The organism is Serratia silvae (genome assembly GCF_023282985.1).
Classification (GTDB): domain Bacteria; phylum Pseudomonadota; class Gammaproteobacteria; order Enterobacterales; family Enterobacteriaceae; genus Chania; species Chania silvae.
Genome location: NZ_JAGQDC010000013.1, coordinates 42,524 through 55,541 on the forward strand (window position 1 = coordinate 42,524; position 13,018 = coordinate 55,541).

A 13,018-nucleotide genomic window follows, 5' to 3' on the forward strand; every position below is an offset into this window, starting at 1 on the left:
GCTATCCTCACGCACTTTCCCTGTTAGCATATCTTCCCCTGGAGGAAGCATGGATCACCGTTTACTCGAAATCATTGCCTGCCCTGTTTGCAACGGTAAGCTCTATTTCAACAAAGAACATCAGGAATTGGTCTGCAAACTGGACGGCCTGGCCTACCCACTGCGTGATGGCATTCCGGTATTGCTGGAAAACGAAGCGCGCACCATCCCATTGGACGAGAAACACGCATGAGTTTTATCGCTATCATCCCGGCGCGTTACGCGTCCACCCGCTTGCCGGGTAAACCGTTGGCGGATATCCACGGTAAGCCGATGGTGGTACATGTGATGGAACGCGCCCGTGAATCAGGGGCTTCCCGCGTGATTGTCGCCACCGACCACCCTGAAGTGGCCAAAGCGGTCGAGGCTGCCGGCGGAGAAGTTTGCATGACCAGCCCGGATCACCATTCCGGCACCGAACGCCTGGCGGAAGTGATCGAGAAATGTGGCTTTGCCGATGATGAAATCATTGTCAATGTGCAAGGTGATGAGCCGATGATCCCGCCGGTTATCGTACGTCAGGTGGCAGAAAACCTGGCGGCCAGCAGTGCAGGAATGGCCACGCTGGCGGTGCCGATCGAAACCGCAGAAGAAGCCTTCAACCCGAATGCGGTCAAGGTGGTGATGGATGCGCAAGGCTATGCGCTCTATTTCTCACGCGCTACCATCCCTTGGGATCGTGAGCGTTTTGCTCAGTCAAAAGAGAGTATTGGCAATAGTCTGCTGCGGCATATCGGGATTTATGCCTACCGTGCCGGTTTTGTCCGCCGCTACGTCAGTTGGCAGCCAAGCCAGCTGGAACAGATTGAACTGCTGGAGCAGCTGCGTGTGCTGTGGTACGGCGAAAAGATCCACGTCGCGGTGGCGCAGGCCATTCCGAGCGTCGGTGTTGATACCCCAGAAGACCTGCAACGAGTGCGGGACAGCATCAAGCGTTGAGTCATCTATTGGCCGGAGACTCCGGCCATCTCAATTCCTGATTTACCCCCTTTTATTGATCTGCATTGAAGAATTTCTCCGCTCACCGTTCAATGATGACAGGTGCTTTTCCTTAATCTGGAGGGTTTCGTCCCATGGAGCAGCTGCGCGCCGAATTGAGTATTGTGCTGGGGGAGTCCGTCGGTCGTCTGGAACGCGTCAGCGAACAACCTTATGCCCATCTGTATTCACTGTACGATCACCAGGATCATGCGATCCCGTTGATGGCGAAAAGCTTTGTCTGTGAGGGCATTGCCCAGCAGGAAGCTTACAAGCTATCCATGCTGGCGCGTGAAGGGGATATTCGTCTGCCAACGGTATTTGGCGTGGTCTACACCCGGCAAGCGCCATACAAAGAGATTTTGCTGATCGAACGCCTGCGTGGAGTGTCGGTAGAGGCTCCAACGCGGACTTTGGCCCGTTGGGAAGCTTTGATGGACCAGATTGTCGACGGCATACTGGCCTGGCACCGTATCGACAGCCACGGCTGCGTGGGCTCGGTAGACAGCACGCAGGAGAATGATTGGTTCAGCTGGTATCAGCAGCGTATCGAGGTGCTTTGGTCAACTCTGAATAATCTTAACTCGCCGCTGTTAAGCATGGCAGATCGTCGTCTGCTGTACCGCACGCGCGAAATGCGGGTCGGCTTTTTTGCCGGTTTTGACGACCCTTGCGTGCTGGTTCACGGTAATTTGGGTTTATGCAGCATGCTGAAAGATGCCAAAACCGACCAGTTGCTGGCGGTGTTAAACCCAGGCATGATACTGTGGGCGCCTCGGGAATATGAGCTGTTCAGACTCTGCGAGGCGGGTATGCCGGATCAGTTGCTGTTCCACTATCTACAGCGTGCGCCGGTGGCGGAGTCCTTCCTGGCTCGCCGTTGGCTCTATGTGGTGTGGGAAGCGGTGGCCAGGATGATCCATACCGGCAAGCTGGATCGCCCGGCGTTTGATCAGGCCGCGCAACAGCTACGGCCCTGGCTGGCTCACTAATCGCCGCTGGTCTCACCGTCCCCTTTTAGCCGTTGCCACAGGCTGCCCAGCGTTTCGTATGCCGCCCGTTCGCTGTGTCCAAGGAACATGGCAGAAGGCATCACCCGATCCCAGATATTCAGCGGTGAAGTAATAGCCAGTTGATTGGCCGGAGCCGGCATTGGGTGCAGGCCCTGGGCCTCAAAGAAGCGCATGGCACGCGGCAAGTGATTGGCGGATGTCACCAGCACAAACGGCTGTTGCCCCACCAATTTGGCGACCTCTGCGGCTTCCTGCTCGGTATCTCGCGGGCGATCTACCAGTACGATGTCGCTGGCAGGCACGCCCAGGCTTTCCGCCACCAGTGCTGCGGTGGCCGCGCTGCTTCGCGTTTTCGCGCCTTTTCCACCGGTAAAGACCATCTTGCTACCTGGGTGTGACAGGTACAACCTGACGCCTTCTGTCACCCGTGGCAGGCTGTTGTTGAGCAGATTAGAGCTGGGTGCCCAGTCCGGGTTATAGGTGTAACCGCCACCCAGCACCACGATATAGTCAATCGGGCCGTTACCCCTATAGGTCGGGTAGTTGGACTCAAGCGGCCGCAACAGGCGATCGGCGACCGGTTGCAGGCTGAGCAACAGCAACAGCAGCCAGCTCAGGCTTAATATGACTTTGCCGCTTTTCTGCCAACGGGTAAACCACAGCAGCAATAATGCCAGCCCCATTAACAACAGCAGGGCAGGTAGCGGCATCATCAGGCCGCCAATAAACTTTTTTAAGTGAAATAACATCAAAAATCAGGTCCTTTTGGGCGAAAAAACGGCATCTGGCCGCATTCATGCTGCAAGAAGATCTATTCTAATCCAGTCTGTGCCAAAATAGCAGGTTTGAATGGGCAGGCGCTTTGCCGTCGGCCAAGATAAAATCAGCGGAGCCGTTGTCCATGCAGGATCGCAATTTTGACGATATTGCCGAGAAGTTTGCGCGTAATATTTACGGCACCACCAAGGGGAAAATCCGTCAGGCGGTGGTCTGGCAGGATTTGACCACGTTGCTGGCCCAGTTGCCACAGCGGCCGCTGCGCATTCTGGATGCCGGAGGAGGCGAAGGCCATATGGCCTGCCAACTGGCAGAATTAGGACATCAGGTCTTGTTGTGCGATCTTTCTGGTGAGATGATCCAACGCGCTGCGCTGCTGGCCGAGCAGAAAGGTGTGAGCCAGAACATGCAATTTATACAAAGTTCGGCGCAAGAGATTGGCCAGCATTTGGCACAACCGGTCGATCTGATATTGTTCCATGCTGTTTTGGAGTGGATCGCCGAACCGCAGGCGGCCTTACAGGCGTTATTTGACTGCCTGGTGCCCGGCGGCGCACTGTCACTGATGTTCTTTAATGCCAACGGGTTGTTGATGCGCAATGTGGTGTTGGGCAATTTCCAACTGGTGGATCCCGAAGTCAGGCGGCGGCGCAAGCGTTCGCTGTCGCCGCAGTATCCCCACAGCCCACCGCTGGTCTACGGCTGGTTGGAGCAGATGGGCATGCAGATTTCAGGGAAAACCGGCGTGAGGGTTTTCCATGATTATCTGCAAAGCAGGCAGCTACAGACCCAAAAATTTGAAGAGTTACTGGCGCTTGAACAGCTCTATTGTCGGCAAGAGCCGTACGTGAGTTTGGGGCGCTATATTCACGTCTCGGCGCATAAACCGAACCTGAAGGACGAACTATGAGTGAATTTTCCCAGACAGTACCCGAACTGGTCGCCTGGGCACGGAAAAATGATTTCTCTATTTCGCTCCCCACCGAGCGTCTTGCATTTTTGCTGGCTATCGCCACGTTAAATGGTGAGCGGTTGGACGGCGAGATGAGCGAAGGTGAGCTGGTTGATGCATTTCGCCATGTCAGCAAAGGGTTTGAACAGACGCATGAAACGGTGGCGATGCGCGCCAATAATGCGATTAACGACATGGTGCGCCAGCGCCTGTTGAACCGTTTTACCAGCGAGTTGGCCGATGGTAATGCCATCTATCGTCTGACGCCGCTGGGCATTGGGATTACCGATTACTACATCCGCCAGCGTGAGTTTTCGACTCTGCGCCTTTCCATGCAGCTGTCGATCGTGGCGGAAGAATTGAAGCGTGCTGCAGACGCTGCCGAAGAGGGCGGCGATGATTTCCATTGGCACCGCAACGTCTTTGCTCCGCTGAAATACTCGGTAGCGGAGATTTTCGACAGTATCGACCTGACCCAGCGCCTGATGGATGAACAGCAGCAGAGCGTGAAAGAAGATATCGCGGCGCTGCTCAACCAGGATTGGCGTGCGGCGATCTCTAGCTGTGAGATGCTGTTGTCGGAAACTTCTGGTACCTTGCGTGAACTACAGGATACGTTGGAGGCCGCAGGTGATAAACTCCAGGCCAACCTGCTGCGTATTCAGGACGCCACGTTGGGTGAGATGGAGCTGGGCTTTGTCGATAAGCTGGTGTTTGATTTGCAAAGCAAGCTGGATCGCATCATCAGTTGGGGCCAACAGGCGATTGACCTGTGGATCGGCTATGACCGCCACGTGCACAAATTTATCCGTACCGCGATTGATATGGATAAAAACCGCGTGTTCGCCCAACGCCTGCGCCAATCGGTACAAAACTACTTCGATAACCCTTGGACGCTGACCCATGCCTCAGCCTCTCGTCTGCTCGATATGCGAGACGAAGAGCTGGCGTTACGCAGTGAAGAGGTCACCGGGGAGCTGCCGCCAGATCTGGAATATGAAGAGTTCAGCGAAATTCGCGAACAGCTGGCAGCGATGATCGAACAGGCACTGAAGGTTTACCAGGAACAAAAAATGCCGCTCGATTTAGGGGCAGTGATGCGCGATTATCTGGCGCAATATCCGCGTGTGCGTCACTTTGACGTTGCCCGCATAGTGGTCGACCAGGCAGTGCGCCTTGGTGTGGCTGAAGCTGATTTTTCAGGGTTGCCCGCGCAGTGGCAGGCAATCAATGATTACGGAGCCAAGGTACAGGCCCATGTCATCGACAAATATTGAACAAGTAATGCCAGTCAAGCTGGCCAAGGCATTGTCTAATACGCTGTTTCCGGCGTTGGACAGCCAATTGCGCGCAGGGCGTCACATCGGTATCGATGAGTTGGACAACCACGCATTCCTCATGGATTTTCAAGACGAGCTGGAAGAGTTTTATACCCGTTACAGCGTCGAGCTGATCCGGGCGCCGGAAGGGTTCTTCTATTTGCGCCCGCGCTCGACCACGCTCATTCCACGTTCGGTGCTTTCCGAGTTGGACATGATGGTCGGCAAGATCCTGTGCTACCTCTACCTGAGCCCCGAACGCCTGGCGCATGAAGGTATTTTCAGCCAACAGGAGCTGTACGATGAGCTGCTGAGCCTGGCGGATGAGAGCAAGCTGCTGAAGTTCGTCAACCAGCGCTCCACCGGTTCGGATCTTGATCGTCAGAAGCTGCATGAAAAAGTGCGCTCTTCGCTCAATCGCCTGCGCCGTTTAGGCATGGTGTATTTCATGGGCAATGACAACAGCAAATTCCGCATTACCGAGGCGGTGTTCCGCTTTGGTGCCGATGTGCGTAGCGGTGACGACCCGCGCGAAGCCCAGTTGCGGATGATCCGCGACGGTGAGGCAATGCCGGTTGAAAACAGCCTGTCACTGAACGATGAAATTGATGCGGAAGATGCGCAGGCAGAGACCACCCCGGACAGTGCAGAGGATGAACAGGAATGATTGAACGCGGTAAATTTCGCTCACTGACGCTGGTTAACTGGAACGGTTTCTTTGCCCGAACCTTTGATCTCGATGAGCTGGTCACCACGCTTTCGGGCGGTAACGGGGCCGGTAAGTCCACCACCATGGCGGCGTTTGTCACGGCGCTGATCCCGGATCTGACGCTGCTGCACTTTCGTAACACTACCGAAGCCGGTGCCACCAGCGGTTCACGCGATAAAGGCCTGCACGGTAAATTGCGTGCCGGTGTCTGCTACTCAACGCTGGACGTAGTCAACTCACGCCACCAGCGTGTGGTGGTCGGGGTTCGTCTGCAACAGGTTGCGGGGCGCGATCGTAAGGTCGATATCAAACCTTTCACCATTCAGGGCCTGCCAACGGCGGTGCAACCGACTGAACTGCTGACCGAGACCGTGGGTGAGCGTCAGGCGCGAGTCCTTTCGTTGCAGGAACTGAAAGAGCGTGTTGAAGAGATGGAAGGGGTGCAGTTCAAGCAGTTCAACTCTATCACCGATTATCATGCCCTGATGTTTGATCTGGGGGTGCTGCCCAAGCGCCTACGCACTTCTTCCGACCGTAGCAAGTTCTATCGCCTGATCGAAGCCTCGCTGTATGGCGGGATTTCCAGTGCCATCACCCGTTCTCTGCGTGATTACCTGCTGCCGGAAAACGGCGGCGTGCGTAAAGCGTTCCAGGATATGGAAGCCGCACTGCGCGAGAACCGCATGACGCTGGAAGCGATCCGCGTCACCCAGTCGGACCGCGATCTGTTCAAGCATCTGATCTCTGAAGCGACCTCGTATGTTGCCGCAGACTACATGCGCCACGCCAATGAACGGCGTATCCATCTGGATGGGGCACTGGCATTACGCAACGAGTTGCTGAGTAGCCGCAAACAGCTGGCTGCCGAGCAGTTCCGCCACGTTGAAATGGCGCGTGAGTTGGCAGAGCAAAGCGGTGCCGAATCCGATCTGGAAACCGATTATCAGGCCGCCAGCGATCACCTCAATCTGGTGCAGACCGCGATGCGCCAGCAGGAAAAGATCGAACGCTATGAAGGCGATCTGGAAGAGCTGACCTACCGTCTGGAAGAGCAGAATGAGGTTGTCGCCGAAGCGAGCGAGCAGCAGGCGGAAAACGAAGCGCGTGCCGAAGCCGCAGAACTGGAAGTGGATGAGCTGAAAAGCCAGCTCGCCGATTACCAGCAGGCGCTGGATGTGCAGCAAACCCGTGCCATTCAATATCAACAGGCACTCCAGGCGCTTGAGCGTGCCCGAGCGCTGTGCCAGGTGCCGGAACTCACCGCCGAAAATGCGGAAGAGTGGTTGGATACCTTCCAGGCGCGTGAGCAAGAAGCGACCGAATCCCTGTTGCAGCTGGAACAAAAGTTAAGCGTTGCGGATGCCGCTCACAGCCAGTTCGAGCAGGCCTACCAGTTGGTGGGTAAAATTGCGGGCGAAGTCAGCCGCAGTGAAGCCTGGCAAACTGCACGTGAGCTATTGCGTGACTGGCCTTCGCAGCAGCATCAGGCCGAGCGTGTGCAACCGTTGCGGATGCGTTTGAGCGAACTGGAGCAACGTCTGCGCTCGCAGCAGGATGCTGAACGTCTGTTGCAGGAGTTCTGTAAACGCCACGGGCAGAGTTATCAACCGGATGAGCTCGATGCCTTGCAGCAAGAGCTGGAAGAGCGTTTGGAATCGCTGTCGCAAAGCGTCAGCGAAGCCGGTGAGCGCCGGATGGAAATGCGCCAGGAGCTGGAGCAGATCCAGCAGCGCATCAAAGAGCTGACCGCCAGGGCACCGATTTGGCTGGCCGCACAGGATTCACTGACCCAACTCAGCGAGCAGAGTGGTGAAGCCTTCGAAGATAGCCAGCAAGTTACCGAATACATGCAGCAACTGCTGGAGCGCGAACGTGAAACTACCGTTGAGCGCGACGAAGTAGCCAGCCGCAAACGTGAAATCGAAGCGCAGGTTGAACGTCTCAGCCAGCCGAGCGGGGCAGAAGATCAGCGTCTGGTGACGCTGGCGGAGCGCTTTGGCGGCGTGCTGTTGTCAGAAATCTATGACGATGTCACCATTGACGATGCCCCGTACTTCTCCGCGCTGTATGGCCCATCGCGCCACGCCATTGTGGTGCCGGATCTGTCGCTGGTGCGTGAGATGTTGGAAGGGTTGGAAGATTGCCCGGAAGATCTCTACCTGATCGAAGGGGATCCGCAGTCGTTTGACGACAGCGTATTTGCCGTCGAAGAACAAGAAAAAGCGGTGGTGGTGAAAATCGCCGATCGCCAGTGGCGTTACTCGCGCTACCCTGAGGTGCCGCTGTTTGGCCGTGCTGCCCGGGAAAATCGCCTGGAAGTGTTGTACGCGGAACGTGACTCATTGGCCGAGCGCTACGCCACCTTGTCATTTGACGTACAGAAAACCCAGCGTTCTCATCAAGCGTTCAGCCGCTTTATCGGTTCGCACCTTGCCGTGGCGTTTGACGCAGATCCTGAAGCGGATATCCGTGCTCTGAACAGCCGCCGTGGTGAAATTGAGCGTGCGCTCAATAACCACGAAACGCAGAACCAACAGCAGCGTCAGCAACACGATCAGGCCAAAGAGGGCATTTCCGCACTCAACCGCCTGATGCCGCTGGTCTCACTGCTGAATGATGAAACCTTGCAGGATCGTGTCGAAGAGATCCGCGAGGAAATGGAAGAGGCGCAGGATGCTGCGCGCTATATCCAACAGCACGGCATCTCCTTGGCCAAGCTCGAGCCGATGTTGTCGGTGCTGCAAAGCGATCCGGAGCAGCATGAGCAGTTGCAGCAGGACTATACACAGGCCCAGGCCACCCAACGCCAGGCCAAGCAGCAAGCCTTTTCCCTGACGGAAGTGGTGCAGCGCCGCGCACACTTCAGCTATACCGACTCTGCCGGTATGCAGAATGCTGATAACGATCTCAACGATAAACTGCGTCAACGCCTGGAACATGCTGAAGCGGAACGTACACGGGCCCGCGAGCAACTGCGCCAGTACCAGACTCAGTTTACGCAATACAGCCAGGTGTTGGCCTCGCTGAAAAGCTCTTATGACGCCAAACGCGACATGCTTAAAGAGCTGAGCCAGGAGCTGGTGGACATTGGCGTGCAGGCTGATTCCAATGCCGAAGCCCGTGCGCGGCAGCGTCGGGATGAACTACATACCTCGCTGAGTAATAATCGTAACCGCCGCAACCAGTTGGAGAAACAGCTGACCTTCTGCGAAGCGGAAATGGACAGCCTGCAAAAGAAACTGCGCAAGCTGGAGCGTGATTATTACCAACTGCGTGAGCAGGTGGTGACCGCTAAGGCGGGCTGGTGTGCCGTGATGCGTTTGGTGAAAGACAATGGGGTTGAACGCCGTCTGCACCGTCGTGAACTGGCCTATATGGACGGTGACGAGCTGCGTTCGATGTCGGATAAGGCACTGGGTGCGCTGCGTCTGGCGGTGGCGGATAACGAACATTTACGTGACGTGCTGCGCCTGTCAGAAGATCCGAAACGCCCTGAGCGCAAGATCCAGTTCTTTATCGCGGTCTATCAGCATCTGCGCGAGCGTATCCGCCAGGATATTATCCGCACCGACGATCCGGTCGAAGCTATCGAACAGATGGAGATCGAACTGGGCCGTCTGACCGAAGAATTGACCGCGCGCGAACAGAAACTGGCGATCAGCTCGAAGAGTGTGGCGAACATTATCCGCAAGACTATTCAACGCGAACAGAACCGTATTCGGATGCTCAACCAGGGGCTGCAAGCGGTTTCCTTCGGTCAGGTGAAGAGCGTGCGCCTGAACGTCAATGTACGGGAAGCACATGCCACCTTGCTGGATGTGCTCTCCGAGCAGCAGGAACAGCATCAGGATCTGTTCAACAGCAACCGTCTGACCTTCTCTGAAGCGTTGGCCAAGCTGTATCAGCGCCTGAACCCGCAGATCGATATGGGCCAGCGCACGCCGCAAACCATCGGTGAAGAGCTGCTGGATTACCGTAACTACCTGGAGCTGGAAGTTGAAGTCTTCCGTGGTTCTGACGGCTGGCTGCGTGCGGAAAGTGGTGCACTGTCTACCGGGGAAGCGATCGGTACCGGTATGTCAATTCTGGTCATGGTGGTGCAGAGCTGGGAAGAGGAATCACGTCGCCTGCGGGGTAAAGATATTTCACCTTGCCGCCTGTTGTTCCTTGATGAAGCCGCGCGTCTGGATGCCAAATCCATCGCTACGCTGTTTGAGCTGTGCGATCGTCTGGAGATGCAGTTGATTATCGCTGCGCCAGAAAACATCAGCCCGGAAAAAGGCACCACTTATAAACTGGTGCGTAAGGTGTTCCAGAACCATGAGCATGTGCACGTGGTTGGCCTGCGCGGGTTTGCCAGCGAACAACCGGCTTTAAGCTCGGTGGCGGAAGAATCGCCACAAAGCTAAAATAAATGCCCTATAAATCTGAAAATAGCCGCCTGAAGGTGGCTATTTTTTTGCATGACGAGGATGATAGGTCTGTTTTTTTTGCCAGTGGTAAACTGGGATGAAACAGTAAATTACGGTGCTGAGAGCAAAAGCGCGGTTCTGTTTGTATACTGAAACTAATAATAGTCTGTGCGGTATTTTTGTGAGCCTACAGGGGGCAAGGGATGTTGCTTAAAAATGGAAACTCAGTACGACGTCTGGCATTGAGTTGCGCAATCGCGTGTGGTTTTGCCGTGTCGTTTTCCGCATGGGCAACTGTACCGGCGTTACCGGTGACGTCATCGTCGGCGGGGATGTCCGTGGCACAAAGTCGTGCCGAGCTGCTTGCGGCGCTGCCGAAAAGCGTTGTGCCGTATTATCTTTCCACCTTGGCGCCGTTGTATGCAGCCAACCAGATGCAGCCTATGTGGCAAGATCGGGAAGCGGTATTGCAATTTCAACAGCAACTGGCTGAGTTGGCTATTTCTGGCGTACAGCCGCAGTTTACCCAATGGGTAAAACTGCTGACCGATCCGGTCATCACCGATATGGCGCGTGATATTGTGCTGTCGGATGCAATGCTGGGTTATTTGCAGTTTGTCTCCTCGATCGGGGCCAACGGCAACAACTGGCTTTACAGCAATGTTCCTTACAAGTTGAAGGTGCCAGCGAATACGGTGATCAACCAGTGGCAACTCTCGATGCATCAGGGCGAAACGCTGGCTTATATTAATTCGTTGGCCCCGCAGCATCCTCAGTACGCAAAAATGCATTTGGCGCTGCGCGGGATGCTGGCGGATGGGCGCCCGTGGCCCCAAATGACCAATGGTTCAAGCCTGAGACCAGGTCAGCTCAGCGACGATATTCCTGCGCTGCGCGATATCTTGGCGCGTACCGGAATGCTCATTGCCACTCCGGCGGTAGCACCTGCTTCACCTGAGCTTGAAGTCACCAACGCCAGCGCGACGATCCCGGCGGCGGATGATGACCTGTCGGTAGATGAAGAGAAAACTCGTAATACCACAGCGGCTGTCGTTAGCCCTGGAGCGGCATCGATCAAAGATCTTGCTCCCTCTCCAGAGGCGACCTCGCAGGTACAACCTGCCAGTACAGTTTCGGTAACGGATAATCGTTATACAGAAGATCTGGTGGAAGGGGTCAAACGTTTCCAGACCTGGCAAGGGCTGACGCCTGATGGCGTTATTGGTGTCCGAACGCGTGAATGGCTGAACGTTTCACCGCAAACTCGTGCTTCACTGTTGGCGCTGAACATCCAGCGCCTGCGCATTCTGCCAGGACACGTTGATACCGGCATTATGGTCAACATCCCGAACTACTCGCTCACCTACTATCTGAATGGTAATGAAGTGTTATCTTCGCGGGTGATTGTCGGCCGCCCGAGCCGCAAGACACCGTTGATGAGCAGCGCGTTGAATAACGTGGTGGTCAACCCGCCGTGGAACGTGCCTACCAAGCTGATCCGTGAAGATATCGTGCCCAAGGCCATGCATGATGCCAGCTACTTCCAAAAACACGGCTACCGGGTGTTCTCTGGTTGGAGTAACGATGCGGAAGTGATCGATCCGGCCATGATTGACTGGACCGTGGTTTCCCCACGCAATTTCCCGTACCGCATCCAGCAGGCACCGGGGACCAGCAACTCGTTAGGGCGTTTCAAATTCAACATGCCAAGCTCGGATGCTATCTATCTGCATGACACCCCGAACCACGGCCTGTTCCAGAAAGATATCCGGGCGTTAAGCTCTGGCTGTGTGCGCGTCAACAAGGCCTCCGATCTGGCCAACATGCTGTTGCAGGATGCCGGTTGGAACAACACCCGCGTTTCTTCAACGCTGAAACAGGGCAACACTACGTATGTGAACATCCGCCAGCATATTCCAGTTCAGCTGTATTACCTGACGGCCTGGATCTCGGATGACGGCAAGCCACAGTTCCGCACAGATATTTACAATTATGATGCGACAGTGAGATCGGGTGCACAAATTTTGGCTCAGGCCGAAAAATTGATGCAATAAATGCAGTAATTCTAGATAAATAACGGTCTGAATGTCTGGCCAGTAACGGGCACTGTTTTTTGTGAGTGCAGGTAAACCACAGCGTATCGCGGGTTGACTCCGCATACGCTGGCGGTTATGGTTCGGGCAGTGCGCAGTTTTGTGCATATATTTTGACATTCTTGCCGGGTTTAAAGAGTCATGGACAAAATTGATCATCATCGCCGTAAATGGCTGGCGTTAGGTAGCGCCGCCGTGGGTATCGCGCTGCTTCCAGGGCAGGCGTTTGCCAGTATTTCTACCTCTCGCCCACGTATTTTGTTGTTGAACAACCTCAATACCGGCGAATCCATCAAGGCCGAGTTCTTCAACGGTAAAGGTTACAATAAAGAAGAGTTGGCACGTCTGAACCATATCTTTCGTGATTATCGGGCCAATAAGGTCAAGAGCATCGATCCGGCTCTGTTTGATCATCTCTATCGCCTACAGGTGATGCTGGGTACCAGCAAACCGGTACAGCTGATTTCTGGCTACCGTTCAATGGCGACCAACACCGAAATGCGTGCGCACAGCCGTGGCGTGGCTAAGCAGAGCTACCACACCAAAGGGCAGGCGATGGATTTCCATATCGAAGGGATCCAACTGAGTAATATCCGTAAGGCCGCGTTAAAAATGCGTGCCGGTGGGGTAGGCTATTATCCACGTAGTAACTTTGTGCACATCGATACCGGCCCGGTGCGGACCTGGTAATCATTGTGCATCATGATCGGTGAATGACACCCGCCC

General features: G+C 55.3%; 10 protein-coding genes. 9 read left to right on the forward strand and 1 reads right to left on the reverse strand.

All coding sequences use genetic code 11. The features are described 5' to 3' along the window. The first annotated feature begins 49 nt into the window (after positions 1–49). The 3 genes from KAJ71_RS15750 (at position 50) to KAJ71_RS15760 (ending at position 2,009) form a co-directional block, all read left to right on the forward strand. Positions 50–232 carry a Trm112 family protein gene (locus KAJ71_RS15750; protein WP_021804911.1) on the forward strand — a complete coding sequence of 61 codons (183 nt, stop codon included), beginning with the start codon at positions 50–52 and terminating at the stop codon, positions 230–232. After that, on the forward strand, positions 229–978 hold the full coding sequence (gene kdsB, locus KAJ71_RS15755; RefSeq protein WP_024530368.1) for a 3-deoxy-manno-octulosonate cytidylyltransferase: 750 nt from the start codon (positions 229–231) through the stop codon (positions 976–978). Before KAJ71_RS15750 ends, kdsB begins: the two co-directional genes overlap by 4 nt. 134 nt (positions 979–1,112) lie before the next feature. Beyond that, entirely contained in the window at positions 1,113–2,009 is an 897-nt protein-coding gene (locus KAJ71_RS15760) for a YcbJ family phosphotransferase (RefSeq protein WP_248946607.1), read from the forward strand. On the opposite strand, the gene elyC is transcribed toward KAJ71_RS15760, so the two are convergent. Then, positions 2,006–2,779 (reverse strand): envelope biogenesis factor ElyC, encoded by a 774-nt coding sequence (elyC, locus tag KAJ71_RS15765; RefSeq protein WP_248946608.1) that lies wholly within the window; start codon positions 2,777–2,779, stop codon positions 2,006–2,008. The two genes, KAJ71_RS15760 and elyC, sit on opposite strands and share 4 nt — an antisense overlap. Before the next feature lie 152 nt (positions 2,780–2,931). Between elyC and cmoM the strand changes: the two genes are divergently transcribed. The 6 genes from cmoM (at position 2,932) to mepK (ending at position 12,982) form a co-directional block, all read left to right on the forward strand. Continuing rightward, complete coding sequence (cmoM, locus tag KAJ71_RS15770) at positions 2,932–3,717, forward strand: tRNA uridine 5-oxyacetic acid(34) methyltransferase CmoM (RefSeq protein ID WP_248946609.1); 786 nt, start codon at positions 2,932–2,934, stop codon at positions 3,715–3,717. Further along, positions 3,714–5,036 carry a chromosome partition protein MukF gene (mukF, locus tag KAJ71_RS15775; protein ID WP_248946610.1) on the forward strand — a complete coding sequence of 441 codons (1,323 nt, stop codon included), beginning with the start codon at positions 3,714–3,716 and terminating at the stop codon, positions 5,034–5,036. The genes cmoM and mukF overlap by 4 nt, the downstream gene beginning before the upstream one ends. Next, entirely contained in the window at positions 5,017–5,745 is a 729-nt protein-coding gene (mukE, locus tag KAJ71_RS15780) for a chromosome partition protein MukE (protein WP_248946611.1), read from the forward strand. Before mukF ends, mukE begins: the two co-directional genes overlap by 20 nt. Continuing rightward, positions 5,742–10,196, forward strand: a complete 4,455-nt coding sequence (gene mukB, locus KAJ71_RS15785) for a chromosome partition protein MukB (protein ID WP_248946612.1) — start codon at positions 5,742–5,744, stop codon at positions 10,194–10,196. Before mukE ends, mukB begins: the two co-directional genes overlap by 4 nt. 206 nt (positions 10,197–10,402) lie before the next feature. After that, positions 10,403–12,253 carry a L,D-transpeptidase LdtD gene (locus tag KAJ71_RS15790; RefSeq protein ID WP_248946613.1) on the forward strand — a complete coding sequence of 617 codons (1,851 nt, stop codon included), beginning with the start codon at positions 10,403–10,405 and terminating at the stop codon, positions 12,251–12,253. Between the two features lie 180 nt (positions 12,254–12,433). Next, entirely contained in the window at positions 12,434–12,982 is a 549-nt protein-coding gene (gene mepK / locus KAJ71_RS15795; RefSeq protein WP_248946614.1) for a peptidoglycan L,D-endopeptidase MepK, read from the forward strand. The last annotated feature ends 36 nt before the right edge of the window (positions 12,983–13,018 follow it).